The organism is Sphaerisporangium siamense (assembly GCF_014205275.1).
Classification (GTDB): domain Bacteria; phylum Actinomycetota; class Actinomycetes; order Streptosporangiales; family Streptosporangiaceae; genus Sphaerisporangium; species Sphaerisporangium siamense.
In genome coordinates this window covers 3,102,911-3,129,111 of record NZ_JACHND010000001.1, presented here as the reverse complement: position 1 = coordinate 3,129,111, position 26,201 = coordinate 3,102,911, and the positions used below count along the sequence as shown (strand labels likewise).

At 72.6% G+C, this 26,201-nt stretch carries 23 protein-coding genes; 4 read left to right on the top strand and 19 right to left on the bottom strand.

Going from position 1 to position 26,201, the window contains the following annotated elements:
* Positions 1–11: 11 nt before the first annotated feature.
* The 3 genes from BJ982_RS14395 to BJ982_RS14385 form a co-directional block, all read right to left on the bottom strand.
* A complete protein-coding gene (locus tag BJ982_RS14395) occupies positions 12–905 on the bottom strand; it encodes a polysaccharide deacetylase family protein (RefSeq protein WP_239123337.1) in 894 nt (297 codons plus the stop codon).
* A 29-nt stretch (positions 906–934) separates the two neighbouring features.
* Positions 935–1,219 (bottom strand): hypothetical protein, encoded by a 285-nt coding sequence (locus tag BJ982_RS14390; protein WP_184880365.1) that lies wholly within the window; start codon positions 1,217–1,219, stop codon positions 935–937.
* 199 nt (positions 1,220–1,418) lie between these two features.
* Positions 1,419–2,012, bottom strand: a complete 594-nt coding sequence (locus BJ982_RS14385; protein ID WP_184880363.1) for a helix-turn-helix domain-containing protein — start codon at positions 2,010–2,012, stop codon at positions 1,419–1,421.
* Between the two features lie 85 nt (positions 2,013–2,097).
* Here BJ982_RS14385 and BJ982_RS14380 point away from each other — a divergent pair, with 85 nt between their 5' ends.
* Entirely contained in the window at positions 2,098–2,940 is an 843-nt protein-coding gene (locus BJ982_RS14380) for an EamA family transporter (RefSeq protein WP_184880361.1), read from the top strand.
* Between the two features lie 88 nt (positions 2,941–3,028).
* Here the strand turns inward: BJ982_RS14380 and BJ982_RS14375 are convergent, their stop codons facing one another.
* Positions 3,029–3,622, bottom strand: a complete 594-nt coding sequence (locus BJ982_RS14375; protein WP_184880360.1) for a sigma-70 family RNA polymerase sigma factor — start codon at positions 3,620–3,622, stop codon at positions 3,029–3,031.
* Between the two features lie 285 nt (positions 3,623–3,907).
* Between BJ982_RS14375 and BJ982_RS14370 the strand changes: the two genes are divergently transcribed.
* Positions 3,908–4,981, top strand: coding sequence for a PLP-dependent cysteine synthase family protein (locus tag BJ982_RS14370; protein WP_184880358.1), 1,074 nt, complete (start codon positions 3,908–3,910; stop codon positions 4,979–4,981).
* A gap of 45 nt (positions 4,982–5,026) precedes the next feature.
* Here BJ982_RS14370 and ftsY read toward each other — a convergent pair whose 3' ends face one another.
* The 12 genes from ftsY to BJ982_RS14310 all read right to left on the bottom strand — a co-directional run bounded on the left by ftsY (position 5,027) and on the right by BJ982_RS14310 (position 19,588).
* Positions 5,027–6,208, bottom strand: coding sequence for a signal recognition particle-docking protein FtsY (ftsY, locus tag BJ982_RS14365; protein ID WP_184880356.1), 1,182 nt, complete (start codon positions 6,206–6,208; stop codon positions 5,027–5,029).
* A 114-nt stretch (positions 6,209–6,322) separates the two neighbouring features.
* Entirely contained in the window at positions 6,323–10,003 is a 3,681-nt protein-coding gene (gene smc / locus BJ982_RS14360; RefSeq protein ID WP_184880354.1) for a chromosome segregation protein SMC, read from the bottom strand.
* A gap of 884 nt (positions 10,004–10,887) precedes the next feature.
* The gene (locus BJ982_RS38490) at positions 10,888–11,082 is read right to left on the bottom strand and encodes a hypothetical protein (RefSeq protein WP_114027795.1); all 195 of its coding nucleotides are present in this window, start codon (positions 11,080–11,082) and stop codon (positions 10,888–10,890) included.
* 189 nt (positions 11,083–11,271) lie between these two features.
* On the bottom strand, positions 11,272–11,562 hold the full coding sequence (locus tag BJ982_RS14350; protein WP_184880350.1) for an acylphosphatase: 291 nt from the start codon (positions 11,560–11,562) through the stop codon (positions 11,272–11,274).
* On the bottom strand, positions 11,559–12,428 hold the full coding sequence (gene mutM, locus BJ982_RS14345; RefSeq protein ID WP_184880347.1) for a bifunctional DNA-formamidopyrimidine glycosylase/DNA-(apurinic or apyrimidinic site) lyase: 870 nt from the start codon (positions 12,426–12,428) through the stop codon (positions 11,559–11,561). The genes BJ982_RS14350 and mutM overlap by 4 nt, the downstream gene beginning before the upstream one ends.
* Before the next feature lie 2 nt (positions 12,429–12,430).
* Positions 12,431–13,129 carry a ribonuclease III gene (gene rnc / locus BJ982_RS14340; protein ID WP_221482733.1) on the bottom strand — a complete coding sequence of 233 codons (699 nt, stop codon included), beginning with the start codon at positions 13,127–13,129 and terminating at the stop codon, positions 12,431–12,433.
* A 279-nt stretch (positions 13,130–13,408) separates the two neighbouring features.
* Positions 13,409–13,588: a 50S ribosomal protein L32 gene (gene rpmF / locus BJ982_RS14335; RefSeq protein WP_184612450.1), complete on the bottom strand. Its 180-nt coding sequence runs from the start codon at positions 13,586–13,588 to the stop codon at positions 13,409–13,411.
* A 1-nt stretch (position 13,589) separates the two neighbouring features.
* Positions 13,590–14,168 (bottom strand): YceD family protein, encoded by a 579-nt coding sequence (locus BJ982_RS14330; protein ID WP_184880343.1) that lies wholly within the window; start codon positions 14,166–14,168, stop codon positions 13,590–13,592.
* A gap of 48 nt (positions 14,169–14,216) precedes the next feature.
* Positions 14,217–14,693 (bottom strand): pantetheine-phosphate adenylyltransferase, encoded by a 477-nt coding sequence (gene coaD, locus BJ982_RS14325; protein ID WP_184880341.1) that lies wholly within the window; start codon positions 14,691–14,693, stop codon positions 14,217–14,219.
* A gap of 15 nt (positions 14,694–14,708) precedes the next feature.
* Positions 14,709–15,278 (bottom strand): 16S rRNA (guanine(966)-N(2))-methyltransferase RsmD, encoded by a 570-nt coding sequence (gene rsmD / locus BJ982_RS14320; RefSeq protein WP_184880339.1) that lies wholly within the window; start codon positions 15,276–15,278, stop codon positions 14,709–14,711.
* A 298-nt stretch (positions 15,279–15,576) separates the two neighbouring features.
* A complete protein-coding gene (gene recG / locus BJ982_RS14315; RefSeq protein WP_184880337.1) occupies positions 15,577–17,772 on the bottom strand; it encodes an ATP-dependent DNA helicase RecG in 2,196 nt (731 codons plus the stop codon).
* Between the two features lie 253 nt (positions 17,773–18,025).
* Positions 18,026–19,588 carry a fatty acid kinase ATP-binding subunit FakA gene (locus BJ982_RS14310; RefSeq protein WP_260414294.1) on the bottom strand — a complete coding sequence of 521 codons (1,563 nt, stop codon included), beginning with the start codon at positions 19,586–19,588 and terminating at the stop codon, positions 18,026–18,028.
* Between the two features lie 703 nt (positions 19,589–20,291).
* Between BJ982_RS14310 and rpmB the strand changes: the two genes are divergently transcribed.
* Together rpmB and BJ982_RS14300 are read left to right on the top strand one after the other, a co-directional pair.
* The gene (gene rpmB, locus BJ982_RS14305; RefSeq protein ID WP_114028028.1) at positions 20,292–20,477 is read left to right on the top strand and encodes a 50S ribosomal protein L28; all 186 of its coding nucleotides are present in this window, start codon (positions 20,292–20,294) and stop codon (positions 20,475–20,477) included.
* Positions 20,478–20,585: 108 nt separating this feature from the next.
* The gene (locus BJ982_RS14300; protein WP_184880333.1) at positions 20,586–21,227 is read left to right on the top strand and encodes a hypothetical protein; all 642 of its coding nucleotides are present in this window, start codon (positions 20,586–20,588) and stop codon (positions 21,225–21,227) included.
* 215 nt (positions 21,228–21,442) lie between these two features.
* Here BJ982_RS14300 and thiD read toward each other — a convergent pair whose 3' ends face one another.
* The 3 genes from thiD to BJ982_RS14285 form a co-directional block, all read right to left on the bottom strand.
* Entirely contained in the window at positions 21,443–22,228 is a 786-nt protein-coding gene (gene thiD / locus BJ982_RS14295; RefSeq protein ID WP_184880331.1) for a bifunctional hydroxymethylpyrimidine kinase/phosphomethylpyrimidine kinase, read from the bottom strand.
* Positions 22,229–22,636: 408 nt separating this feature from the next.
* Positions 22,637–24,172: a hypothetical protein gene (locus BJ982_RS14290; protein WP_184880329.1), complete on the bottom strand. Its 1,536-nt coding sequence runs from the start codon at positions 24,170–24,172 to the stop codon at positions 22,637–22,639.
* A 1,045-nt stretch (positions 24,173–25,217) separates the two neighbouring features.
* A complete protein-coding gene (locus BJ982_RS14285; RefSeq protein ID WP_184880327.1) occupies positions 25,218–26,183 on the bottom strand; it encodes a thiamine-phosphate kinase in 966 nt (321 codons plus the stop codon).
* Between the last annotated feature and the right edge of the window lie 18 nt (positions 26,184–26,201).

Here is a 26,201-nt window from a genome sequence, read left to right as displayed (position 1 = left end):
CGGGGCCGGCGTCAGGGGCGCTTCTTCTCCTGCTCGGCGGCCTCGCCCGCGTACTTCCCGCCCGCGGCGAGCTTCTTGTCGCCGTACAGCTCCGAGACCGTCACGAACGTGTAGCCCTTGGCCGCGAGGTCGCGCAGCAGGTTCGGCACGGCCTCGACCGTGGTCTTGTGGATGTCGTGCATGAGCACCACCGAGCCGGGTTTGGCGTCCGCGGCGCGCCGCGCGATGACCCCGCTGTCCTTGTCGCGCCAGTCGAGGGTGTCGACGTCCCAGAGGATCTGGGCGAGATCGGCGCGCCGGGTGGCGTCGGCGACCTTGCCGTCGGTGGCCCCGTACGGGGGGCGCATGAGCCGCATGGTCACGCCGGTGGCGTTCCTGACCGCGGCCTGGGTGCGTTCGAGCTGGGTGAGCAGGGCCTCGGAGGACAGCGACGGCAGCGACGGATGGTCCCAGGAGTGGTTGCCGAGCTCGTGCCCCTCGGAGACCATGCGGCGCAGCTGGACCTGGGTGAAGGGGTTCACCATCTGGCCGACCACGAAGAACGTGGCCTTGGCGTGGTGCTCGGCGAGCATGTCCAGCAGCCTGCCGGTGTAGTCGAAGGGGCCGTCGTCGAAGGTCAGCGCCACGCACTTGACCCGCTCGCAGGGGATGGAGCGGCGGCGCGGCGCGACGACGGGCCGGGAGCCGGGCCAGCCGGGCTGCTGGGCGATCACGCGGAAGGCCAGCAGGGCCGGGTCCGCCGCCGGGCGGACCGGGGGCGAGGTGCGGACGGGGGCGACGTCATCTCTCTGGTTCCTCCGGATCGGGGCGGCCACCTCGCCGCAGCCTGACAGGACGAGCAGCGTCGTGAGGGAGAGCGAGAGCGGAAGGAGCGGCCACAGTATCCCCGCGCGAAATCCAGCCACCGTAAGCTCCCCCCGGACAGCGGCAGGGGTTACGGGTACTTTTCTGCCGTTTCCCCCCGCAAAGTCTTGGCGAGCTCCTCCCACCAGGAAGGAACGTCGGCCCGCAACTCCGCGTAACGACGCGCCACCCGAATGGCGCATCCACCCGGATCCGTACCCAGATGGCGACGTTTCACCACACCCTCCTGCCAACGGTAAAAGCCATCACGGTACGTGACGACCAGCCCAATCCAGACAGAAAGCATGGCTTCCTCGCACACGGCGTACGCGTCGTCGACGCCGAGCCCCGCGAGCTCGACACGCAGCTTGGCCATGGCCGCGCAAGGGTCGGTCACCCGTCCACCCCCCGGGCGACCATCGGCGGGACCGGGGCGCGGCCGCGGAGCCGGCCGAGGGGATGAGTCTTCAGCTCCTGCACACCGATGATGTACCCGTATCGGACATGCCCTCGCACCGTTGTGAGCGAGACGTGATGTGTCCGTAAGGTCGCGGCACGGGGACGGGCGGAGGGCTCTACTCGCCGGGCACGTGGTCGGGGGCCTGGCGGGGCTCGGTGACGACCATGATGAACCGCAGCGTGCCCGCGGTCTCGTTGGCGTAGCGGTGCGGCCGGTCGGCGCTGAACAGGACGGCCTCGTCCCGCCCGACGACGTGGGCGCCGCCGTATACCGTCAGGGTCAGCTCGCCCTCCAGGACCGTGAGCATCTCGCGGGTGCCCGCGGGGTGGGCGTCGCCGTCGTGGTGCTCCCCCGGCCCGAGCGTCCAGTCCCACAGTTCCAGGATCGCGGGGGCGTCGGAGCCGACGAGAAGCCGCGCGGAGCCGCCCTTGTCGCTGCGCCACAGAGTGGCGACGTCGGTGGCGTGCACGACCCGGACCACCGGGGTGTCGGAGACCTCCACCAGGCGGGCGACCGTCACCCCGAGGGCGTCGGCGATGCGCGTGAGAGTGGAGACGCTGGGGTTGGTGCGGCACTGCTCGATCTGCACGAGCATGCCACGGCTCACGCCCGAGCGGGCCGCCAGGGCGTCCAGCGTCAGGCCGCGGTGGGCGCGCTGGGCGCGGACGTTGCTGGCGATCGCGGCGGTGACGGTTTCCGGATCCGGCATGAGTGCAGTGTAGTGTCCGTTCTGTGCACCGGATTAGTCCTAATATATTGCACTAAGAGTGCATTGGACTGGGGGGTGAGCGGCGATGGCCGCGGTACTGCTGGCGACCATCTGTGCCGTCGTGTACGGCATGGCCGACTTCTTCGGCGGGCTCGCCACCAGACGTTCCCGAGTCCTCGCCGTCGTGCTGTTCAGCCAGATCGCGGGGCTGCTCTTCGTGCTGCCGCTGCTCCCGCTCCTGCCGGGCGCGCCGAGCCTCGGAGGGCTGGTCTGGGGCATGGCCGCCGGGCTCTGCGGCGGCCTCGCGCTGATCTTCTTCTACCGGGCGCTGGCCGGGGGCGTGATGTCGGTGGTCGCGCCCACGACCGCCACCATGTCGGTGGCGCTGCCCGTGCTCGTCGGCCTCACCATGGGCGAACGGCCGGAGCCGCTCGCGCTCGGCGGGGTGGCGCTCGCGCTCGGCGCGGTGATCCTCGTCGGCCGCGACTCCACCACCCCCGGCGCGCGCATGACGTTCGGGCCCGTCGTCCAGGCCCTGGCGGCGGGGGCGGGCTTCGGCGCGTTCTTCGTCCTGCTCAAGCAGGTGCCCGAGGGCACCGGCATGTGGCCGCTGTTCGGCGCGCGCCTGGCCTCGGTCACCCTGGTCGCGGCGCTGGCCCTGTTCACGGGGCGCACGCTGCGCCCCGGGCGCGGGTCGCTGCCCACGATCGTCACGGCGGGCGTGCTCGACATGGCGGCCAACGTGCTCTACCTGCTGGCGGCCCAGCGTGGCCTGCTCGTCGTGGTGGCGGTGCTCGTGTCGCTGTACCCGGCCAGCACGCTGGTGCTGGCCCGCTGGGTGCTGAAGGAGCGGCTCAACGCCGTCCAGGCGTCGGGCATCGGCCTCGCCCTCGGCGCCGTCGCCCTGATCGCCGCCACCGCCGCGTGATTCCGCGGGCCCGCGAGGACATGACGAAGGCCGGCACGGACACGCCGTACCGGCCTTGGAAGAGGTCCCAGGGGAGGGCGGCCCGAGATCAGGCGGCCTGGAACTGCGGGACCCGCACCGCGCCCTCTTCGTGGGCGTAGCCTTCCAGCATCGTCCGGAGCTGGCGGCGGCCGCGGTGCAGCCGCGACATGACCGTGCCGATCGGCGTGCCCATGCGCTCGGCGATCTCCTTGTAGGCGAAGCCTTCCACGTCCGCGAGGTACACCGCGACGCGGAACTCCTCCGGAAGGGCGCGCAACGCGTTCATCACGACGCTGTCGGGAAGCTGCTCAAGCGCCTCGGTCTCCGCCGAGCGCAGCCCCGTGGACATGTGGGACTCCGCGGCGGCGAGCTGCCAGTCCTCGATGTCCTCCGCCGTGGACAGCTTCGGCGACCGCTGCTGCTTGCGGTAGTCGTTGATGAAATTGTTCGTCAGGATCCGGTGCAGCCACGCCTTCAGGTTGGTCCCCGGCCGGAACTGGTGGTACGAGGTGTAGGCCTTGGCCACCGTCTCCTGCACGAGGTCCTCGGCGTCCGCCGTGTTGCGGGTGAGTCGCATCGCCGACGCGAAGAGCTGGCTGGTCACCGGCATGACGTCGCGTTCGAACCACGCACGACGCTGCTGCTCGGTCATCGAGATCATGTTCATCCCCCTCATGCCTGCTGACCCCCGTTACCCATCCGGCATGAACCCATGCAGGTTCGGTAACCGCTACTCCATCTGACGGCCGATCACATGCTCATGGTTCACCCATAAGTGTGACGTTAAGGGTTGTGGCTGGTCAGGGAGGCCCGTGAAGCGGTATGGCCCGAGGTGGCGACGTCACACCCGGTGCCGGACAAGTATCATTATAGTAACAGACCCTACCCAAAACGGTAGAAACTGTGGTCAGGCTCACACAGATACGGTAGCGGGTACGGTGGCGCCATGAAGTACCTGGACCGGCATGACCGTACGACGCGGGACTGGGTGGCCGAGGCGATCCGCACGGTCGAGGCCGACGCCAACCGCAGCTGCGACACCCACCTGCACGTGTTCCCCCTCCCCCCGCGCTGGGGCGTCGACCTGTACCTGAAGGACGAGTCCGTCCACCCCACCGGCTCGCTCAAACACCGCCTGGCCAGATCGTTGTTCCTGTACGGCCTGGCGAACGGCAACATCGGCCCGTCCACGACCGTCATCGAGGCGTCCAGCGGCTCCACCGCCGTCAGCGAAGCCTACTTCTGCCGCATGCTGGGCCTGCCGTTCGTCGCGGTCATGCCCGCCTCCACCTCGCCGGAGAAGATCGCGCTCATCGAGTTCTACGGCGGCAAGTGCCGGCTCGTCGAGGACCCCAAGGCGATCTACGAGGAGTCGCACCGCCTCGCCGAGGACACCGGCGGCCACTTCATGGACCAGTTCACCTACGCCGAGCGCGCCACCGACTGGCGGGGCAACAACAACATCGCCGAGAGCATCTACCAGCAGATGTCCCTGGAGCGGCACCCCGAGCCCGCCTGGATCGTCGTCGGCGCCGGCACCGGCGGCACCTCCGCCACGATCGGCCGGTACATCCGCTACCGCCGCCACGCCACCCGCCTCGCCGTCGTGGACCCCGACGGCTCGGCGTTCTACCCGTCCTGGGTCGACGGCGAGGCGGGCACGACGGCCCGCGGGTCGCGGATCGAGGGCATCGGCCGCCCGCGGGTCGAGCCGTCCTTCCTGCCCACGGTCATCGACCGCATGGTCCAGGTGCCCGACGCCGCCTCGATCGCGGCCATGCGCTGGGTGCGGGAGGTCACCGGGCGGGACGTCGGCGGGTCCACGGGCACGAACGTCGCCGCCGCCGTCGAGATCATCAAGCAGATGCGCGCGAACGGCGAGCACGGGAGCGTGGTCACGCTGATCTGCGACGGCGGCGAACGCTACCGCTGCACCTACGGCGACGACTCCTGGCTCGCCGAGCAGGGCATCGACATCGCCCCTCCCCTGGAGGACCTGCGCGCCTTCCTGCGGGACTGACCGTGCCCCCGGCCTCCGCCATCCGCGGCGGAGGCCGGGCGCCCGTCAGCGGCCGTTGTCGCCGAGGATGGCGTCCACGAAGACCTCGGGGTCGAAGGGGGCCAGGTCGTCGGGGCCCTCGCCGAGGCCGACGAGCTTGACCGGGACGCCCAGCTCGCGCTGGACGGCGATGACGATGCCGCCCTTGGCCGTGCCGTCCAGCTTGGTCAGCACGATGCCGGTGACGTTGACCGCCTCGGCGAAGACCTGGGCCTGGCGCATGCCGTTCTGGCCGGTGGTGGCGTCCAGGACGAGCAGGACCTCGTCCACCGTCGCCTTCTTCTCGATGACCCGCTTGACCTTGCCGAGCTCGTCCATGAGGCCGGTCTTGGTGTGCAGGCGGCCCGCCGTGTCGACGATGACGGTGTCCACCTTGTCGTCGATGCCCTTGCTGACCGCGTCGAAGGCCACGGACGCCGGGTCGGCGCCCTCGTCCTTGCGGACCACCTCGGCGCCGACGCGCTCGCCCCAGGTCTGGAGCTGGTCGGCGGCGGCGGCCCGGAAGGTGTCGGCGGCGCCGAGGACGACCGTGCGGCCGTCGCCGATCAGCGCGCGGGCGAGCTTGCCGGTGGTGGTGGTCTTGCCGGTGCCGTTGACGCCGACCACCAGGACGACGGCGGGACGCTCGCCGTGCGGGGCGGTGCGCAGCGTGCGGTCCATGTCGGCGCCGATCTGGGTGAGGAGCTGCTCGCGCAGCAGCCCGCGCACCTGGCCGACGTCGCGGGAGCCGAGGACCTTCACGCGGGTGCGCAGCTCGTCGACCATGGCGCGGGTGGGGGCGACGCCGACATCGGCGGTGATCAGGGTGTCCTCGACCTCGTCCCAGGCGTCGTCGTCGAGACGGTCGCGGGACAGCAGTTCGAGCAGGCCCTTGCCGAGAGAGGTCTGCGAGCGGGCGAGCCGGGCGCGCAGCCGCACCATGCGCCCCGCGGAGGGAGGGGGGATCTCGATCTCGGGAACCACCACGGGCTCCACCGGCCTGGCCGGAGGCGGCACGGTGGTGGTGATGGTGTCTTCCTCGATCACGCCGGCCGGCGGGGCCTGCTCGCGCTCGGGAAGAGTCGGCGCCTGCGGCGGGGGGACCGGCGGCGCGTGGCGCCGGCTGGGCCGGAACAGCAGGAACATGCCGCCCAGCGCGAGCGCCGCGACGACGATGACGATCACGATGATGCCGAGATACCCATCCACAAGATGTCAGTTTTCCAGACGGGCGGGCGTGCTGCCGCCCGGGCTCGCCCCTCGTGCGGCGGTTATACCGACATTTCCTGACTTCTAGGCCGAACCTGGAAGGTCGGCACGGCGTCAGGCGCTCTCCCGCTCGCGCAGACGCTGGCTGACGACCTGCGTGACGCCGTCCCCGCGCATGCTCACCCCGTACAACGCGTCGGCGATCTCCATCGTGCGCTTCTGGTGGGTGATCACGATGAGCTGCGAGCTCTGCCGCAGCTCCTCGAACAGGGTGAGCAGCCGCTGGGTGTTGGTGTCGTCCAGCGCTGCCTCGACCTCGTCCATGACGTAGAACGGCGACGGGCGCGCCTTGAAGATCGAGATCAGGAACGCCACGGCCGTCAGCGACCGCTCGCCGCCCGACAACAGCGACAGGCGCTTGACCTTCTTGCCCGGTGGCCGCGCCTCGACGTCCACCCCCGTGGTCAGCATGTCGGCGGGGTCGGTCAGCAGCAGGCGGCCCTCGCCGCCGGGGAACACGCGCGTGAAGATCGCCTCGAACTCGCGGGCGACGTCCTCGTAGGCGGCCGTGAAGACCTGCTCCACCCGCTCGTCGACCTCCTTGACCACGAGCAGCAGGTCGCGCCGGGTCTTGCGCAGGTCTTCGAGCTGGGAGTTCAGGAAGGTGTGGCGCTCCTCCAGCGCGGCGAACTCCTCCAGCGCCAGCGGGTTGACCTTGCCGAGCTGCGCCATCTGCTTCTCGGCCACCCGCGCCCGCTTCTCCTGCTCCTCGCGGACGTACGGCGCGGGATCGCCGTCGGCGACCGGCACCGGCTGGTCGGGGCCGTACTCGGAGGTCAGCGCGTCCACCTCGACGCCGAACTCCTCCATGGCCCTGGACTCCATCTGCTCCAGGCGCAGGCGCTGCTCGGTGCGGGCGACCTCGGTGCCGTGGACGCGGTTGACCAGGCCGTCCAGCTCGCCGGACAGCTCGCGGACCCGCACCCGGACGGCCTTCAGCCCGGCGTCGATCTCGCCCCGCGCCCGCTCGGCCTCCTCGCGTTCCCCGGCCGCCGCCGCCAGGGACGCCTCCAGCAGTCCGAGCGCGCGCCCGGCACCGTGCACGACGGCCTCGGCCACCGCGGCCTGCGCGCGGCGGCGCTCGCGCAGCGCGGCGGCGCCCGCCCGCTCCTCGCGCTCACGGCGGGCGGCGCGCGTCAGGTGGTCGGCGCGGCCCGCGATGCCCTTGACGCGCTCCTCGGCGGTGCGGACCGACAGCCGTGCCTCCATCTCGGCCTGCCGGGCCACCGCGCAGGTCGCGGCGAGCTCGTCGCGGGTCTCGGTGGTCGGCTCGGCGGCGAGCTCGTCGGCGTACTCGGCCTCGGCCAGGCGCTCCTCCAGCTCCACGACCCCGGCCAGGTCGCGGTCGCGGGCCTCCTCGGCGGCGGCGACGTTGGCGGCCAGCCGGTCGCACTCCTGGCGCGCGGCGTCCGCCGCGGCGTCGAGCTGGGCCAGCCGCCTGGCCGCGACGGCGAGCCGCTGGTCGGCCTCCCGCTGCCTGCCCCGCACGCCGTCCAGCGCCCGCCGGGCGGCCTTGACGCCCGCCTGCGCGGCGTCGGCGCCGGTCTGCGCCTGGCTCACCCGGGCCTGGGCGGACTCGACCGCCTGCTGCGCCGTGCGCTCGGCTTCGGCGGCCTCCTCCAGCGCGGCGACGGTGCGCGCGGCGGTCTCCGTCACCTCGGCCAGGTCCGCGACGGCCTGGTCCAGCGCGGTGCGCATCTGGAGCACCGACGTGCCGCCGCCCGACCCGCCGTGCGCGTAGTGGGCGCCGACCAGGTCACCCGCCCAGGTGACGGCGCGCAGCTCGGGACGCTCACGGACCACCCGCGTGGCGGCCTGCGGGTCGTCCACCACGACCACGCCGGACAGCAGGCCGTCGGCGGCCCTGCGGAACGCCTCCGGCACGGTGACCAGGTCGGCCGCCCACACCAGGCCGTCGGCGGGCGCCGGCCGGGGCACGACGGCGTCGGAGGCGACGACCAGGCCGGCCTTGCCCGCGCCCTTGGCCCGCAGCAGTTCGAGGGCCTCCACGACCGTCGCGTGCGACTCGACGGCCACGGCCTCGGCGGCGGCCCCCAGCACGGCGGCCACGGCGACCTCGGCCCCGGGCCGCACGCTCATCAGCGTGGCCATCGGCCCGAGCACGCCGGGCAGCCCGGCCGCCAGCAGCGCCGCGCCGCCGTCCGCGCCCTCGGCCAGGCCCATCTCCAGGGCGTCGCGGCGGGCCTCCAGCGCCGCCACCGCGCGCTGCGCCTCCTGGTCGGCCGCGCGCGCCGCGCCCACCGCCGTCCTGGCCTCGGCCAACGCCCGCCGCGGGCCCTCCACGGCGGCTCTGGCCTCCTCCACGGCCGTCCTGGCCGCCTCGACCGCGGCCTCGGCCTCCGACACGCTCTCCTGGGACAGGGCCAGCTCCTCGGCCAGCTCAGGCTCGGCGGCGGGGCCCGCGAGGCGCTCGGCGTCGTGGTCCTCCCGGGCGCGCTCGGCGCGCTGCCGTGCCTCGGACATGGCCTTGCCGAGACGCCCGATCTCCTCCTCCGCGGCCCGCGCGCGGCCCCGCACGGCGGCGACCTCGCCCCGCAGCCGGGCCAGGCCCTCGCGGCGGTCGGCCGCCGCCCGCGCCGCCGCGGCCAGGCGGCGCTCCTCGTCCGCCAGCGCCTCCTCGGCCTCGGTGCGCCGCCAGACCGCCTGCTCCAGGACCTCCTCGGCCTGCTCCAGCTCGACCTTCAGGTTCTCTTCACGCGCGCGGACCTCGGCGGCCTCGCGCTCGTAGTCCTCCGGGTCGCGCCCGCGCCGCTCGATCGAGGCCGCCTCCAGGGCGTGCCGCTGGCGCTCGCCCGCGAGCGTGCCGACGCTGTGGAACCGCTCCTTGAGCGCGGCCAGGCGGTAGTAGGTCTCCTGGGCGGAGGCGAGGCGGGGCTGCGCGGCGGCCTCGGCGGCCTCCAGCTCGGCCTCCCTGGCCTGCCCGGCCTCCAGTTGCCCCTCGACCTCGGCGCGCCGCACCCGCACGGCGGCCTCGTCGGCGGCCTCCTGCTCCAGGCGGGTGCGCAGCCGGACGACGTCGTCGGCGAGCAGGCGCAGGCGGGCGTCGCGCAGGTCGGCCTGGATCACCGCGGCCCTGCGCGCGATCTCCGCCTGGCGGCCCAGCGGCTTGAGCTGGCGGCGCAGCTCGTTGACCAGGTCCTGGACACGGGTGAGGTTGGCCTGCATGGCGTCGAGCTTGCGCAGCGCCTTCTCTTTGCGCTTGCGGTGCTTCAGGACGCCCGCGGCCTCCTCGATGAACGCCCTGCGCTCCTCGGGGCCGGCGTGCAGGACGGTGTCGAGCTGGCCCTGGCCCACGATGACGTGCATCTCGCGCCCGATGCCCGAGTCCGACAGCAGTTCCTGGATGTCCAGCAGGCGGCAGGTGTCGCCGTTGATGGCGTACTCGCTCTGACCCGACCGGAACATCAGCCGGCTGATCGTCACCTCGGTGTAGTCGATGGGCAGGGCGCCGTCGGTGTTGTCGATCGTCAGCGTGACCTCGGCCCGGCCGAGCGGGGGCCGCGAGGACGTCCCGGCGAAGATGACGTCCTCCATCTTGCCGCCGCGCAGCGACTTGGCGCTGTGCTCGCCCATCACCCAGGCGAGCGCGTCGACGACGTTGGACTTGCCCGACCCGTTGGGGCCGACGACACAGGTGATCCCGGGCTCGAACTTCAGCGCCGTGGCGGAGGCGAAGGACTTGAAGCCGCGCAGCGTCAGGTTCTTGAGATACACCCGCCGCCGACCTCCCCGACATTCCGAGATCGCCCACGTCAGAGCGATCTATGCGGGGCACCCTACCCCTTCGCGCATCCTCCGGTGGCGCGTAAGAGCTTCACGGTCCGGCACGGCCGCGCGCCGGCGGAGGGGCGTGCCGCCCGGCGGCGCGTCACCGGGGCCGGGTCCGGTCGTGCGGACGAGGTCATATCAGTGGGCTCACCGGGCTGCGCGGGTGCCGGTAATGTATCCCGCTAAGGGCGCAGGAAAGGCATTCTTTAACCATGTACGACGAATATCGGAAAGACAGGCACGCGCCGGATCTGTCGGGTCATCAGGTGGTATGCGAACGACAGGCAAAGCACCTGACCGCGACGCCCGTCCCCACCTCCCGCCACGCCCCATCATCGTGGAAGCACAGGTCACGGCGACGCGGATCCGCCACCCCACCAGGGGTTCCCGTCCCGGACGCAGATCTTGAAGAATGCCCATGATGCTCGGAAAATCCATCCAAGAAAGCCCGGATTTGGGTCTTCCCTCAACTATCTTGGCGTGATCGATCAGCGGTCGAGAGGTTTACGGTCCAGCACGAACACCGCCACCCGGGGCCGCCGTTCGGCGCAGAGCGCCAGGCTACGCCCGTGCCCACACCGCGGAATTGGACAAAGGCCGCGCAGGCGATATTCGAGGTGGGCGGACGGCGCAGGAAGGCGTGCCCGGAAAATGATCTCCGGCGGCCGGGCAGCACGCCGGCACGCGACGCGTTCATGATCGTCGAGCGCGGGGGCCCCGGCCGGGCGCTCCGGTCCGCCGGCGGGGTGCCGCGCGAGGGAGGAGGGCGCCGTAGGAACAGCAAAGGGACGCCTTGGGAGGCGTCCCTGACGGTGTTGCCGTACCGATCCTCAGGTGAGGGCCGGCTCGCGATCCTGCAGACGGGTGAACTCCTCATCCCGCGACTGCGCCGCGAGAGCGTCGTTCTGAGCCTGGAGCCTTGTGAGCTCAGCCTCCAGATCCCGGATCCGCTGCTGGAGACGGCGCATTTCCGAGACCATCCGAGGGTCGAGACCGCCGACGTGGCCGAGTAGAGCCTTCGCCATGGTTAAGGGTCCTCCACGCTGAGTGACCAAACTGGGTCGCGCACTTCTAACCGCGGGAGGGGTGCGCGTGTTTCCTCTCAAGAGTCGCACCGGCGATGGAGGCGGTCAAGTTGAACGCTCCCCATGAATGCACCAATGGGCACTCCCGACATGTAAATATACCGCATTTAGGGGGTTTAAGGGAAGCGGCTACCGCTCCACAAAACCACCAAAACCACCGCGAACCGGAGACCACCGCTCCACCACTGCATCTACCCTCCCCGGGGTCGTGTCACCCCTGAGCAGGGCGAGAAGCTTCTCACAGGCGTCCCGGGGCCCCTCAGCGACGACCTCGACACGCCCGTCCGCCAGGTTCGACGCCGAGCCCACAAGTCCGAGTTCGAGCGCCCGCGCGCGCGTCCACCAACGGAACCCGACCCCCTGCACGTGACCGCGCACCCACACGTTCAGACGTACCTGACCCGAGTCGGACGCCGTCACGGAAGGCTCCGGGGTTGACAACGCGGGCAACTGTAGGAGGACCTGTTCATGAACGCCTCCCGCAGGACCGGCGCGCCGCAGCGGCCGCACGGCTCCCCCTCGCGGCCGTACACGTTCAGCGATCGGTCGAAGTAGCCGCTCTCGCCGTTCACGTTGACGTACAGGCTGTCGAAGGACGTCCCGCCCTGGCCGAGCGCCTCGCCCATCACCGCGCGCACCGCCGCGAGCAGCTCGCCGACCTTACGCGCGCTCAGCGCCCGGGTCGGCGTGCACCCGTGCAGCCCCGCGCGCCACAAGGCCTCGTCGGCGTAGATGTTGCCGACGCCGCTGATCAGCGACTGGTCCAGCAGCGCCCGCTTGATCTCGCTCTGCCGGACGGCCAGCCGCCGCGCGAACGCCTCGTCGTCGAAGGCGTCCTCCAGCGGGTCGGCCGCGATGTGGACGATCGGCTCGGGCACCGAACGGGCCAGCGGCACCAGCGGCGCCACCAGCAGGTGCCCGAAGGTGCGCTGGTCGACGAAACGCAGCTCGGGGCCGCCGTCGTCGAAGCTCAGGCGCACCCGCAGGTGCTTCTCCGGCGGCGAGGACGGGTCCACGACGAGGAGCTGGCCGCTCATGCCCAGGTGGGCGAGCAGGGAGTCGGCGACGGGGCCTCCGGCGTCGCCGAGGGGCATCCAGAGGTACTTGCCGCGGCGCTCCGCCGACACCAGGGTGCGCCCGGCGAGCCTGCCGGCGAACTCGGCGGCCCCGGGGACGTGCCTGCGGATCGCGCGGGCGTGCAGCACCTCGGCCTCGGTGATCGTGCGGCCCGCGACCCAGCGCGACAGGCCCCGTCGCACGACCTCGACCTCCGGCAGCTCGGGCATGGCTAGCTGGCCGCCTTCTCCAGCTTCTCGCGGGCCTCGCTGCGGGCCCGGATCGCCGTCCACGCGGCCTCCGCGGCCTGCTGCTCGGCCTCCTTCTTGCTGCGCCCGGCCCCCGAGCCGTACTCCTGCCCGCCGACCCTGACGACCGCCGTGAACGACTTGGCGTGGTCGGGGCCGCTCTCCTCGACGTGGTACTCGGGGACGCCGAGCATCTCGGAGGCGGTCAGCTCCTGCAGCGAGGTCTTCCAGTCCAGGCCCGCGCCGAGCGACGCCGACCGTTCGATCAGCGGGTCGAACAGCAGGTGGACCACGCGGAACGCCTCGTCCAGGCCCTTGTCGACGTAGACGGCGCCGATCAGCGCCTCAAGGGTGTCGGCGAGGATCGAGGACTTGTCACGGCCGCCCGTGCCCTCCTCGCCGCGGCCGAGGCGCATGAAACGGCCCAGGTCCAGCGTGCGGGCGACGTCGGCGAGCGCGCGCATGTTGACCACCGCGGCCCGCAGCTTCGCGAGCTGCCCCTCGGGCAGGTCGGGATGGCCGCGGAACAGGGTGTCGGTGACGACCAGGCCCAGCACCGAGTCGCCCAGGAACTCCAGGCGCTCGTTGGTGGGCAGGCCACCGTTCTCGTAGGCGTACGAGCGGTGCGTCAGCGCCCGCTCCAGAAGCGAATCTTCGAGCCGGACGGCGAGGACGGACTCCAGCTCGTTCCTCGCGACCTCAACGGCGACCGGCTTTCCACCTGCGGCCACGTCTCCTCCTCGGACGGGTTGCTCCGGCCGTCACGTAGCACGTCACGACCATGGTCGCGATGGCGGATAACGCGGGAAGTGCCCGAAAACGTGGTGGACGCCGGGAGATTGCGGCAACCCCGGCGCCCACCACGGCCGCGGGCGAACCGCCACCGCACGCCTCTCGCGGGGGACGGTCATGCCGGCCGGATGACGGGCATCCGGCCGGATCACCGGCCACCGCAGGCGTGATCAGGCCGACGGTTCGATGACCTGACGGCGGTTGTAGGTGCCGCAGGTCGGACAGGCCACGTGCTGCAGCTTCGGCGACCGGCACTGGTTACAGCTCACGAGCGCGGGCGCGGCGGTCTTCCACTGCGCGCGGCGGGAGCGAGTGTTGCTCCGCGACATCTTCCGCTTGGGGACGGCCACGTCAACCCTCCTGGTCTTGGGTGTTCTCGTTCTGACTTTGCAAAGTCCGCAGCGACGCCCAGCGGGCGTCGACCTTCTCGTGCCCGTGGTCGGGGCCGGCGTCCGCCAGCTTGACCCCGCACTCCACGCACAGCCCGGGGCAGTCGTCGCCGCACACCGGGCTCAGCGGCAGTGCGAGCACCACCGCGTCGCGGAACGTCGGTTCCAGGTCGAGAAGCTCGCCATCGAGGACGGGGTCGTCCTCGGCGGCGTCCTCCGCGGAGTAGAAGAAGAGCTCCTGGAACCCGACCTCGACGTTCGAGGTCAGAGGATCCAGACAGCGCGAGCACTCTCCGTCGAGGGGAACGCTCGCCGTGCCCGTGACGAGCACGCCTTCCATCACCGCTTCGAGCCGGAGATCCAGCTCGATCTCGGCGCCCTGTGGGACGCCGATCATGCCGACGGAAAGGTTCGCCGGTGCCGGGAGCGCACGGGAGTTCTCGCGCATAGATCCCGGTCGTCGCCCCAGGTCGTGGGTGGAGATCACCCATGGGGCTCGGGGGTCGAGACTATGCAGCGTCTTCCTGCTCTCTTGAGGCATGGCGAACACCCGCCGTCGTACAAGGCCGATTAGAAAGGATACCAGGACTCAGCCGCGGAGCCGTTCGACGAGCATGCGGCGCACGAGCTCGGGCACGAGACCGGAGACGTCGCCACCATAGCGCGCGATCTCTTTCAGCCTGCTCGACGAGAGGAAAGAGTATTCGGGATTGGTCGACATGAACAGGGTCTCGACGCCCGACATCCGGTAGTTGAGCTGCGCCATCTGCAGCTCGTAGTCGAAGTCGCTGACCGCGCGCAGGCCCTTGACGATCGTGGGGATGCCCTGCTGCTTGCAGAAGTCGACGAGCAGGCCGTAGAACTTCTCGACCCGCACGTTGCCGTACTCGCGCGTGACCGCCTCCAGCGTCTCGATGCGCTCGTCGACGGTGAACAGGCTCTTCTTCTCCACGTTGATCAGGACGGCGACGACGACCTCGTCATAGAGCCGGGACGTCCGGCCGATGATGTCCAGGTGACCGTTGGTGACGGGGTCGAAGGACCCCGGGCAGACGACACGACGCAAGGCTTACCCCCAGTTTCACTGGTTCCCGGCGGCGCGACCGTACCAAACGGACGCTTCACCGTATCGACGGACCCTCTGCTCTTCGAAGCCGGACGGCCAGACCAGATCCTTCCCCCGGGACTCGCGCTCCACCGCGACCAGGGCGTCCTCGGCCAGCCAGCCGTTGTCCCGCAGCCGCGCCAGCATCTCCAGGACGATCTCGTCGGCGACGGCGTAGGGAGGGTCGGCGAACACGAAGTCGTACGGCTCGGCGCAGGCGCCCGACAGCAGCCGCTCGACCTTGTCCCCCGCCACGACCGCGCCCTCCAGGCCCAGGGACGCGATGTTCGCGCGGATCGTCCGGATCGCCTTGGCGTCGGACTCCACCAGCAGCGCGTGCGCGGCGCCGCGCGACAGCGCCTCCAGGCCGACCGCGCCCGACCCCGCGTACAGGTCCAGCACCCGGGCGCCGTCCAGCGGGCCGAGCAGGGAGCCGACCGTCGAGAACAGGCCCTCCCTGGCGCGGTCGCTGGTCGGCCGGGTGCCGCGCCCGGGGGGTACGGAGATGCGCCGGCCGCCGGCGGTTCCTGCGATGACTCGGGTCACCCGCCCATTCTCGCCGCCGCCCGCCCCGGCCCTGCCGCCAGGTCAAGAGTGCCCAAGTGTCGGCGACGAATGCGCAAGGGTCGTTCCCCCGGGAGGCCCGAGCCCACATGATGAGTTCTGCGGCCTTCATGGTGACCCAGGGGAAGGCCGACCGGCGTGATCGTGAGCCCTTCCGCGCGCCGGTGCCCTCGGCACCTGACCCGAGGGTGGGCCCAGCCGGGGACGGCATTCGGGGGGAGGCCGTCCCAAGGCTGGGCCCTGGGTCATTCCGCGTTCCGCGGCGGGCCCGGCCGTGCGATCAGGTCTTCTCCAGGTACTCGGCGCGCTCGTCGCCGAGCAGGCGGGTGATCTCGGCGTCCAGCGCCTCGTGGTCCTTCAGCTCCGGGTCGGCGACGAAGAGCGCCGTGGCCTCCTCACGCGCCTCACGGATGATCTCTTCGTCGCGGAGGAGCTGGAGCAGCTTGAGCGACGACTTGCGTCCCGACTGCGCCGCGCCGAGGACGTCGCCCTCGCGGCGCTGTTCGAGGTCGACGCGGGACAGCTCGAAGCCGTCCAGGGTGGCCGCCACCGCGTCGAGCCGGGCGCGGGCGGGGGTGTCGGCCAGGGAGTCGGTGACGAGCAGGCACAGGCCCGGCAGGCCGCCCCGGCCCACCCGGCCGCGGAGCTGGTGGAGCTGGGAGACGCCGAATCTGTCGGCGTCCATGATGACCATCACCGACGAGTTCGGGACGTCGACGCCGACCTCGATCACGGTCGTGGCGACCAGGACGTCGATCTCGCCCCGGGTGAAGGCCCGCATCACGGCGTCCTTCTCCTCCGGAGCCAGCCGCCCGTGCAGGGCCTCGACGCGCAGCCCGGCGAGCGGGCCCCCGGACAGCATCGGGGCCACGTCCATGACGGCCAGCGGGGGCCGCCGGTCGTCGTCGGAGCCACGCCCCTCGCCGGGCATCTCGCCGAACAGGTCGTCCTCGTCGCCCTCGGCGTCCCCGATGCGCGGGCACACGATGTACGCCTGACGGCCGAGCCCGACCTCCTCGCGGATGCGCGCCCACGTGCGGTCCAGGTAGTGGGGCTTGTCGGCCGCGGGCACGACGTGCGAGCTGATCGGCGCGCGGCCCGCCGGGAGCTGGTTCAGCGTGGAGACCTCAAGGTCGCCGAAGACGGTCATCGCGACCGTGCGCGGGATCGGGGTGGCCGTCATGACCAGCACGTGGGGACGCCCGCCCCCCGCCTTCTCGCGCAGGGCGTCGCGCTGCTCGACGCCGAAGCGGTGCTGCTCGTCCACGACGACGAGGCCGAGGTCGGCGAACTGGACGTGCTCCTGGAGCAGGGCGTGGGTGCCGACGACGATGCCGGCCGCCCCCGAGGCGGCGTCGAGCAGCGCCGCGCGCCGCGCCGCCGCGCCCATGGAGCCGGTGAGCAGCGACACCGTCGTGCCGCCGAAGACCCCGCCCGTGCCGAGGTCGCCGAGCATGCGGGTGATCGACCGGTGGTGCTGCTGGGCGAGCACCTCGGTGGGGGCGAGCAGCGCGGCCTGGCCCCCGGCGTCCACGACCTGGAGCATCGCGCGCAGGGCCACGACGGTCTTGCCCGCGCCGACCTCGCCCTGCAACAGGCGGTGCATGGGATGGTCGCGGGCCAGCTCGGCGGCGATCTCGTCCCCCACCACGACCTGCCCCTCGGTGAGCTGGAAGGGCAGGCGCGCGTCGAAGTCGGCGAGCAGACCGTCGTCGCGGCGGGGGCGCGGGGCGGCGGGCCAGGCCGCCGCGGCCATGCGCCGCCGCGCCAGCACGGCCTGCAGGACGAACGCCTCGTCGAACTTCAGCCTGCGGCGGGCGCGGGCGACGTCGTCCTTGTCGCGGGGACGGTGGACGGACTCCAGCGCGTCGGCCAGGCCGGCCAGCCGGTGGCGGGCGCGCACCTCGTCCGGCAGAGGGTCGGGCAGGGGGCCGAGCGTGTCGAGCACGACGCCGACCGCCCGGCGGATCACCCACGAGGTGACGCCGCCCGCGGCCGGGTAGATCGGGACCGGCGCGGCGGCGAACTCGGCCGCCGACGCCTCGGCCTCTTCGAACGGCTCGAACTCGGGGTGGTTGAGCTGCCACTTGCCCGAATCGCCGCGGCCGAAGCGGCCGACCTTGCCGGAGAACATGGCGCGGGTGCCCGGCTGGAGCCTGCCCTCGACGACGTGGGAGACCCGGCCGAAGAACGACAGGTAGATCTTGTTGCGCCTGCCGTCGGCGACCTCGACCTCCAGCCACGTGCCCGAGCGGTTGCGCATGGGCTTGCGCATGAGCCGGGTGACCTCGCCCACCACGGTGACGTGCTCGTCGACCTCCAGGGCGTCGAGCGTGGTCAGCTCGCCCCGCTCGGCGTAGCGCCGGGGGTAGTGGCGCAGCAGGTCGCCGACCGTGGAGATGTTGAGCGAGCTCTCCAGCGGCTTGGCGGTCTTCGGGTCCAGCGCCTTGATGAGCGGCTCGTCGAAACGCGTCACGTCAACCAGTTCTACCGCTCCGGGCCGACAGGAACGTCCGACCCCGCCCGCACGGACCGCCCACGGCCATTCGCCCGCGGCGAACGGCACTTCGGCGCCACCGCGCACACCCGGCCGTCCCCCCTCAACGGCCCGTACTCAACGGCCCACGCTCGACAGTCCGCGCTCAACGGTCCGTATTCAACGGCCCAGCCTCGACAGTCCGCACTCGACGCCCGCTCCTGACGGGCGGTCCCCGCGCGGGTCGCGACGGTCACTCGACGCCGATGAGCAGCGGGTAGCCGCCCTGGCCGCCCGCGTGGACGGCGACCTCGACGTCGGGGCGGGCAGTGGCGAGGTGGGCCGCCACGACGTGCGCCAGCTCCTCCCCGCCGCCCAGGCCCGTGATCAGCGTGACCAGCTCGCTGCCCGCCGACAGCATGCGCGAGGTGATCTCGACGGCGACGTCCGGCAGGGCCGTGCCGATCAGGGCGACATCGCCGTCGATCACGCCGAGGACGTCCCCGGGCCGGCACACCCCGGCGCTGGTCATCGCCGCCCGGTCGGCCACCCAGACGTGCCCGTGCCGGGTGTGCCCGGCGGCGTCGGCCATCGCGACCACGTCGTCGTCGAAGCGGCGCAGCGGGTCGTGCACGGCCAGCGCCGCCACCCCCTGCACGGTCGACCTGGTCGGCACGACGCTGACCGTGACGCCGTCCTCGCGGGCCGTCTCGGCGGCGGCCAGGGCCACGGCGTTGACGCCGGTGTCGTTGGGCAGCACCACGACCTCGGTGCCCGCGCGGCGGATCGCCTCCAGCACGGGCGCGAGCGGCGGGCTGGTCCCGGGATCGCGGCGCACCACGACGGCTCCGGCCTCCTCGAACAGGCGGGCGATGCCGTCCCCGGCCGCCACCGCGACCACTCCCCTGCCGTGCCCGGCGCGGTGGGGCCGCGCGGGCGCGTCCAGATAGGTCACCCTGATCCGGTACGGCCGACCGGCGCGCGTCCCGGCCTCGACGGCGGCGCCGGCGTCGTCCACGTGGACGTGCACGTTCCACAGGCCGTCCCCGCCGACGACCACCAGGGAGTCGCCGAGACGGTCCAGTTCCTCCCTCAGCGCGGCCACCGCCGCGTCGTCGGCCTCCAGCAGGTACATCACCTCGTACGCCGGCCCCTCCACCGGGGCCGGCCGCACCTTGACGGCGGGCGCGGGCACCTCGTACCGCCCGGCGTAGGAGCCGGTGACCACGGCCGCCAGCGACTCGACGATCAGCGTGAGCCCCGCGGCCCCCGCGTCCACGACCCCGCCGCGCGCGAGCGCCTCCAACTGGCCGGTGGTGCGCCCCAGGGCGGCGCGGGCGGCGGACGCGGCCCCGCGCGCCACCTCGGCCAGCTCGTCCGAGGCCCCCTCGACGGCGTGCGCGACCGCGGCGAGCACGCTGAGCACCGTGCCCTCGACGGGCCGCGCCACGGCCTCCCTGGCGGTCTCGGCCGCCCTGGCGAGCCCTCGCCGCAGATCACGGCCCCCGCCCGCCGCGCCGCCCAGCACCTCGGCCATGCCGCGCAGGGCCTGGCTCACGATCACGCCCGAGTTCCCCCGCGCGCCGAGCAGCGCCCCATGGGCCAGCGCGCGCCAGGTACGCGCGGCGTCGGCCTCCGCGGGCAGCCCGTCCAGGGCCTCCGCGGCCGACAGCATCGTGAGATGAAGGTTCGTCCCGGTGTCACCGTCGGGAACGGGAAACACGTTCAACGCGTCGATCTCGCCCCGCGCCCTACCGAGCACCTCGGCACTCAGCCGCGACCAACGCCGAACGGCCCCGGAATCAAGAAGTCGCAGCGGCTTCTGATCGACAGGAAGCTCCTGGGCGAAAGAGAGCTGTTGCGCAAGAGAGGACTCCTCCACGAACGGCGACTCCTGCGCGAGAGAGGACTCGTGGGCGAATGGCGACTCCCGCGCGGCAGAGAACCGGTGCGTGGACGGCGGCTCCTGCGCGGCAGGAGGTTGCTGGGCAGCGGGGGGCCGTGGCGTGAGAGGTGGGTCCTGCGGGGCGGACGGCTTGTCGGTGAGCGGGGACGGCCTGGTAGGGGCGGGTTTCTGGACCGGGGGGTAGGGCCGGTCTCGTGGGGGCTCGTCGGCGCCAGGCGGGTTCTGGGGGCGTTGTGGAGGCACTGCGGCTCCTTCCTCGCGCGATCGCCCCTCCGCGCCGTACGCGCCATGCGCGCTGTTCGTACCGTGCGACTGGTTCGCTGGGCTGGTTCGCCGGTCGTCGTCGGTTCCATGAGCGTGAGGACCGATGCCGTACCGGGCCGTGGCGAGCCGCGTCTCCGGCCGTACGCTCGTGAGCCGGCACGCACCCCGCGCCCGCCGCTGATGCGCTACGGTTGGTGATACGAGATTATCCCCGTTCGCCGGTTCTCCGGTTTCGCGTGCAGGCGGCGGCATCAGATACCCTCGTGTAGCTAGCCGGTTGTCCCGGCGTGCCCGACCACCGCTTCCAACCTCGGTTCGGGCCTATCGACTGATCTAAGGAGCGATGACCGTGGCTTCCGTCTGCGACGTTTGCGGCAAGGGGCCGATCTTCGGCAACAACATCTCGCACTCGCACCGCCGCACCCGCCGCCGCTGGAACCCCAACATCCAGCGCGTCCGCGCCATGGTGGGCAGCACGCCGAAGCGGCTCAACGTGTGCACCTCCTGCATCAAGGCCGGCAAGGTCACCCGCTGACCTGAGCCTCGCCCCCGTCGGCCCGTCGCCTCCGAAGGCGGCGGGCCTTCGTCGTTCGATGACGCGATGGGCGGCGTGGCGTGAGATCGGCTGGGTAGCTTCTCCGTCGTGCTGAATCCGCCCATACGCCTGAGCGTGAACGCCTCCACAGGCCAGAAGGTCACCGTGTCGATCATCGGGCTGCTCTTCCTCGGCGTCCTCGCCGGGATCGCCGGGGTGGCGGCCCTTGCCCTCGGCCGGTCGGACCCGGAGTTCCGCGCGCTACCGGCGTTCGAGTCCGGCGCGGGAGCGTTCCCCGCGCTCGCGGTCCGCGCGGTGTTCGCCGTGGCGGCCCTGCTGATGATCGGCTTCCTCGTGACCATGGTGCTCGGCACGTACCGCCGGCAGGCGATCCTCAGCGGCACCGTGCTGGAGGTGCGGGGGCTGCTGGGCACGCGCAGGGCCGACCTCGCGACGTCCCGCGTGTGGATCGACTCCGAGCCCGAGTACGTCAGGAACCCGCACGGCGAGGGGACCATCCCCACGGGCCGCCGGGTGCCCCACCTGATGGCCGAGGACCCTGCGACCGGCCGCAAGGTGCGGCTGCGCCTGCACAGCATGGCCCGCACGCTGCTGCCGCCGCACGAACTGAACGCGCTGGCCGACGCGGTCGGCTCGGGTACGCGCCCGGAGCCCGACGCCGCGCAGGCCACACGCACCGCGACCCTGCTACGCCGCCTCGCCGACGACCCCATCGCCCGCCTGCTGTGAGCGGGGCCTACGTCCTGCCGGCCGCGAGCGGGGCGTACATCCCGCTGTGGCCGTGAGGGGAGCCTAGGCGTCCCGCTGTGGCCGTGAGCGAGCCCTGCGTCCCGCGTGGCCGTGAGCGCCTGCTGTGGCCGTGAGCGGGGGCCTGCGTCCTGCTGTGAGCTGTGGCTGCGTCCCGCTGTGAACCGGGGCTGCGTCCCGCTGAGAGCGGGGGTGCGTCAGCGCCACCGCCAGGCGTGGTCCACCGGGCCGATGCCCGCGCCCAGGGGGAAACCGTGGGCGATCGCCCCGGTGACGTACTCCTTCGCCTTGCGCACGGCCTCCGGGACGTCCTCGCCGAGCGCGAGGTGGGAGGCGATGGCCGAGGCCAGCGTGCAACCCGTGCCGTGGGTGTGCCGGTTGTCGTGGCGCTCGGCGCGGAAGCGGTACTCGCGGACGCCGTCGGTGAGCAGGTCCACCGGCGGGCCGGGCAGGTGGCCGCCCTTGATCAGCGCCCACGCGGGGCCGAGCGCCAGCACCGCCTCGGCGGCCGGGCGTAGGCCGTCCTCGTCCTCCACCTTCACCGAGGTGAGCTGCTCGACCTCCCACAGGTTGGGGGTGACCACGGTCGCGACGGGCAGCAGGCGGCCCTTGACGACGTCCACCGCCTCGGGGGCGAGGAGCGAGTCGCCGTGCTTGGAGACGCCCACCGGATCCACCACCACGGGCGCCGCCACACCGGACAGGATTTCGGCGACGATCTCGACCAGCGCCGGGGACGCCAGCATGCCGGTCTTGACGGCCTGGACGCCGATGTCGCCGAGCACCGAGGAGAGCTGGGCGCGCACGGCCTCGGGGGGCAGTTCCCAGTAGCCCTGGACGCCGAGGGAGTTCTGCGCGGTCACGGCGGCGATCACGCTCATGCCGTGGACGCCCAGCGCGAGCATGGTCTTCAGATCGGCCTGGATGCCCGCGCCTCCTCCGGAGTCGGACCCTGCGATCGTCAGCACACGGGGAGGTGTCATCCGTCCATCAAACCAGCCCCCCACCCCATCCCGAGGACGCGGGCGTCCCTGATCACCACCCCGACCCGCCCCACACACGGACCACCGAACGACCTTCCCGAAGACCGGAACCGGCGGCGCCCGCCTCTGGGACGGGCGGTGGCCGGGTGGGCCCCCTCCGGGACGGGGTCCCGCGGGCCCTCCGGCACGGGCGGTGACCGGTGGGCCGCCTCCGAGACGGTGACCGGTGGGCTGGCCCCGGGATGGGCGGTGGCCGGTGGGCCGCCTTCATGGCAGACGGTGATCGGCTGGGCGGTCCTCGCGGCCAGTTGTGGTTGCTGGGGCCGCCTTCAACGACATGCGGCGGTCGTCAGGCGCTCTTCACGGCAGGCGAAGGTCGTTGGGCGTTCCTTATGGCAGGCGGGGTCGCTAGGCGGTCTTGCGGCGGGCCGTCGCGGCTGTGCGGGCGGTCTGTTCGTCGTCCATATGGCAGACGCCTTCGGCGAGGCGGCAGGTGTCGGGGACGGTGGCGTCGCCGTCGGCGGTGAAGGCGATGACGGCGTGCTCGCCCGCGCCGAGCCGGCCCGGCGAGGTGAGCACGAGGGTCGCGCCGTCCTGGTCCCAGACGGCCCCGTCCGCGCCGGTGACGGTCCCGCCGACGGGCAGCCGCAGCGTCCAGCCGTCCAGCGCGGGACCGGTGTTGACCACGGACACACGGCCGGTGTACCCGGTGTCGCCGACCTCGGACAGGGCGAAGTCCACCGACACCTGGCCGGGCGCGGCGCGCCGCCCGCTCTCGTCGAACGGGGTGTTCTGGGGCGACTGCGAAGGCTCGGCCGTCCGCGGCGACTCCGTGGGCGGGGCGGAGACCGGGGCGCCGGACGCTCTGGGGTTCTGCGGGTCGGCGTCCTCGGTCTGGGTCGGGACGGGGGTGTTCCTCGGCGCGTTCCGCGTCTTCGTGGCCTTGGGGGTCGGCCTGCCGGTCGTGCGCTCGGGCGAGGGGGTGGTGATCGTGGGTTCGGGAGCGGGGACCTGCCGTTGCGCGGTGCGGCTCGGCGCGGGCGTCGCCGACCTGGACGGGGCCGACGACTCCGACGGCTCGGACTCGAAGGTGTCATCCGCCTCGCCGGCCGTCGCGGGAACGCCGGTGGGCTCGGCGACGGCGGCGCAGGTGGGGCCCTCGCATTTGGTCGGCGTGTTCATGGTCAGCTCGTTGGACGACAGCTTCACGCCGATGACGGTCGCGGCGACCGCCATCGCGACCCCGACGGCGGAGACGATCGCGAGGGAGCGCGCGCGGCCCGCCAGGGCCCCGCCCCGCCGCGTGCCGCGCCGTCCGCGCCGCTCACCGTCCCCTCGCCCGCGGCCCCGCCCCTCCGAGGGACCCGGGGCGGCGCCCACCCGCAGGATCGTGCCCGTGTGGGGGAAGGAGTCCGTGGCGTCGTCGGAGCCCGCCTCCCCGTCGGCCGGGAAAGCACCCACCGCCCGTATCTGGCCGGTATGGGGCACCGCGTCGTCATCCCCCGACCGCTCCCCCGGCAGGGACCCGACCGCTGCGAACTGCCCGGTATGGGGAAATGCCTCATCGTCCGCCCGCCCCCCAGCCGCGAACTGCCCGGTGTGGGGGAACGCCTCATCGCCCGCGCGCCCCTCGGGGCGGCCCACGGCCGCGAACTGCCCGGTGTGCGGGACGGCTTCGCCCGCCCTGTCGGTCCGCCCCTGAGGGAGGGTTTCGTCCGGTCCCTCGGACCTTCCCACCGCCGCGAACTGCCCGGTGTGGGGGAAGGGCTCGTCAGGTGCGCGGTCGTCGGCGGGGAAGGCGCCCGTCGCCGCGAACTGGCCGGTGTGCGGGAAACCCTCGCCCGGGGCTCCGGCGGAGGGGGACGGGCTCAGGGGTGGGCGTGGCTGGGCGAAGGGATCGGTGCCGGGCCCGGTCTCGGACGGGTACGGGGGCACGGCGGCCATCGGGCCGGTGTGCGCGAACGGGTCCGAGGGGTCCTCAGGCGCGCCGGGAAAGCCGTACGCCTGCCGCTCCCCCGGCCGAGGCCAGACGGGCGTGTCCTCCCGAGGCAAACGCCGCGCGGCCTCAGGCCCACCGAAGACCGCAGCCGCAGACTCAGGACCACCGGGCCCGAATACCTCGGCCTCGGAACCACCAGACGCTGACCCCCCCGACGCGGAACCACCGGACCCGAAAGGCCCGGCAGCAGGACCACCAGGCGCGGAAGCCCCGGACGGGGAGCCATCAACCCCGAAAGCCGGAGCCTCGGATGCGGAGCCACCAAGCCCGAAAACCCCAGGCGCGGGACCATCAGAGGCGGGAGCCCCTGACACGGAGCCACCAAACGCGGAAGCCCCTGGCATGGGCCCAGGAGGCGGGAAAGCTGTGGGCACGGGACCGCCAGACCCGGACACCCCTGGCACGGGGCCACCAAACGCGGGAGCCCCTGGCATGGGGCCAGGGGGCGGGAAGGCTGTGGGCGCGGCGCCAGGGGCGGGAGCTCCTGATGTGGGGGCGGGAGGCGAGAAGGGGGTGGGCAGGGGGCCGCTGGGCGGGGAAGTCGCGGGTGGCGGGACGTCAGGGCCGAAGGGCGCTGGTGTGGGGGTGCCGTGCTCGAATGCCGTGGAAGGACCCGAGGCTGGAAACCCTGGCGCGGGGGCGCCGGAGACAGGTGCGCCGGGTACGGCGGCGCCGGGTGGGGGAGCCGACGGTGGGAGGGGGGCGGTTTTGGCCTGGATGGGGGTTTCGTCGTGCCAGGTGGCGTCGTCGTTGAGCCATTCCTGGGTGCCGCGCTCGTCGTCCCAGCCGGGATCGCCGTGGTCGTCCCAAGCGTCACCGCCGGATCCGCGGCGGGGCGTGTGGCGTCCTCGTCCCATGAAGCGTCCTTCTCGTAGAAAGCACAGCGCCCCACTTCATAACACCTTTAACACTTCTTTGTCACAATTTTCACCAAGTTCGCGTGACTCACCCTGGCCACACCCGGCCACCCGAGGCCGCCCGCCGCGACCGCTACCCCCGGAAGTGGTCCCAGCCCCCGTACGCCTCCTCACGCCCCCTGACCTGCACGCCTTCGCCCTCCGTGACACGGCCCACGACCCGCCACTCCCCCGGCGGCGCCGCCTCCGGGGGGAACACGGCCGCGAGCGCGTGATCTTCGCCACCGGTGAGCGTCCACCGCAGCGGATCCTCCCCCAGTGCGGCCGCCGCGGCGGTGAGGGCGTCGTCCACGGGCAGCAGCGCCGGGTCGATCTCCACGCGGACGCCGCTCGCCGTGGCGATGTGGCCGATGTCCTGGAGCAGCCCGTCGCTGACGTCCAGCATCGCGGTGGCGCCGAGGGCGGCGGCGGCGGGCCCGCAGGAGTACGGGGGGCTCGGCCGACGGTGCGCCTCGGCCAGCGCGGGCCACTCCTCGGCGCGCCCCGCCTCGTACAGCGCCAGCCCCGCCGCGGCGTGCCCGAGCTTGCCCGCCACGGCGAGCACCTGCCCCGGCCGGGCCCCCGAGCGGGTGACGGGCGGCCGTCCGCCGAGGTCACCGAGCGCGGTCACGCCGAGCACGACCCGCTCGGACCGGACGATGTCGCCCCCGGCCACGCCCGCGCCGATCGTCGCGCACTCGTCCCCGAACCCGTCGGTGAGCCCGTCCAGCCACGAGGTGGGCAGATCCCCGGGCAGGCCGAGGCCGACGACGAGGGCGGTGGGAACCGCGCCCATGGCGGCGATGTCGGCGAGGTTCTGCGCCGCCGCCTTCCTGCCGATGTCGTACGGACTGGACCAATCACGGCGGAAGTGCCTACCCTCAAGGAGGAGATCCGTCGTCACGGCAACCCGCCCATCGGGAGCACGCAATAGCGCGGCGTCATCGCCCGGACCGAGCAATACCGCGGGAGTTTGAGGCAAGCGTCCGACAATACGTGCAATGATCCCGAATTCACCAAGATCTGCGACTGTGATAGCACACCTCCAGGTGTGTTCCATGTACGGTGGCGATTCGGC

What these genes read in the sequence shown, in the direction of transcription:
- BJ982_RS14390 (WP_184880365.1), bottom strand. Translation starts at nt 1,219, where the DNA reads ATGGCCAAGCTGCGTGTCGAGCTCGCGGGGCTCGGCGTCGACGACGCG.
- BJ982_RS14385 (WP_184880363.1), bottom strand. Translation starts at nt 2,012, where the DNA reads ATGCCGGATCCGGAAACCGTCACCGCCGCGATCGCCAGCAACGTCCGC.
- BJ982_RS14380 (WP_184880361.1), top strand. Translation starts at nt 2,098, where the DNA reads ATGGCCGCGGTACTGCTGGCGACCATCTGTGCCGTCGTGTACGGCATG.
- BJ982_RS14375 (WP_184880360.1), bottom strand. Translation starts at nt 3,622, where the DNA reads ATGATCTCGATGACCGAGCAGCAGCGTCGTGCGTGGTTCGAACGCGAC.
- BJ982_RS14370 (WP_184880358.1), top strand. Translation starts at nt 3,908, where the DNA reads ATGAAGTACCTGGACCGGCATGACCGTACGACGCGGGACTGGGTGGCC.
- BJ982_RS38490 (WP_114027795.1), bottom strand. Translation starts at nt 11,082, where the DNA reads ATGGCGAAGGCTCTACTCGGCCACGTCGGCGGTCTCGACCCTCGGATG.
- mutM (WP_184880347.1), bottom strand. Translation starts at nt 12,428, where the DNA reads ATGCCCGAGCTGCCGGAGGTCGAGGTCGTGCGACGGGGCCTGTCGCGC.
- BJ982_RS14330 (WP_184880343.1), bottom strand. Translation starts at nt 14,168, where the DNA reads ATGCCTCAAGAGAGCAGGAAGACGCTGCATAGTCTCGACCCCCGAGCC.
- thiD (WP_184880331.1), bottom strand. Translation starts at nt 22,228, where the DNA reads ATGACACCTCCCCGTGTGCTGACGATCGCAGGGTCCGACTCCGGAGGA.
- BJ982_RS14290 (WP_184880329.1), bottom strand. Translation starts at nt 24,172, where the DNA reads ATGGCCGCCGTGCCCCCGTACCCGTCCGAGACCGGGCCCGGCACCGAT.
- BJ982_RS14285 (WP_184880327.1), bottom strand. Translation starts at nt 26,183, where the DNA reads ATGGAACACACCTGGAGGTGTGCTATCACAGTCGCAGATCTTGGTGAA.